General features: G+C 42.1%; 1 rRNA gene. It reads left to right on the top strand.

The features are described from left to right. Nucleotides 1-84: ribosomal RNA gene (locus MO387_RS20850) — 16S ribosomal RNA — on the top strand; the annotation flags it as partial. Nucleotides 85-406 lie beyond the last annotated feature (322 nt).

Genomic DNA, 406 nt, shown 5'->3' with positions numbered 1-406 from the left:
GCGCTCACCACTTTGTGGTTCATGACTGGGGTGAAGTCGTAACAAGGTAGCCCTAGGGGAACCTGGGGCTGGATCACCTCCTTACCTATACGACTAACTTAATGTTTGTTGAGTGTTCACACAGATTGCTTGTTTATCTTCTCTTAGGAGAAGTCAGAGCTGAATGCGCCGCTAGCCGGTACGCATTGTTCTTTAACAATTTGGAAAGCTGATAGTATGTAACGTGATGATGTCTGTCGTCATGTTACTTACAAACCGATGCAAACGTGGAAACGTTTGCATCATGAGTTCTCAAACACTTTATTAAGTGTCTTGAATATTCAAAAGTAAATTATTCTTAGTTGAATAGTTTACGTCTAAGGCGCGTCCACTTCTTTGGTCAGAAGTGAGACAAGTAAAACCAAGC

Source organism: Shewanella sp. N2AIL, assembly GCF_022690845.1.
Classification (GTDB): domain Bacteria; phylum Pseudomonadota; class Gammaproteobacteria; order Enterobacterales; family Shewanellaceae; genus Shewanella; species Shewanella baltica.
This window is presented reverse-complemented; position numbering and strand designations above follow the sequence as displayed.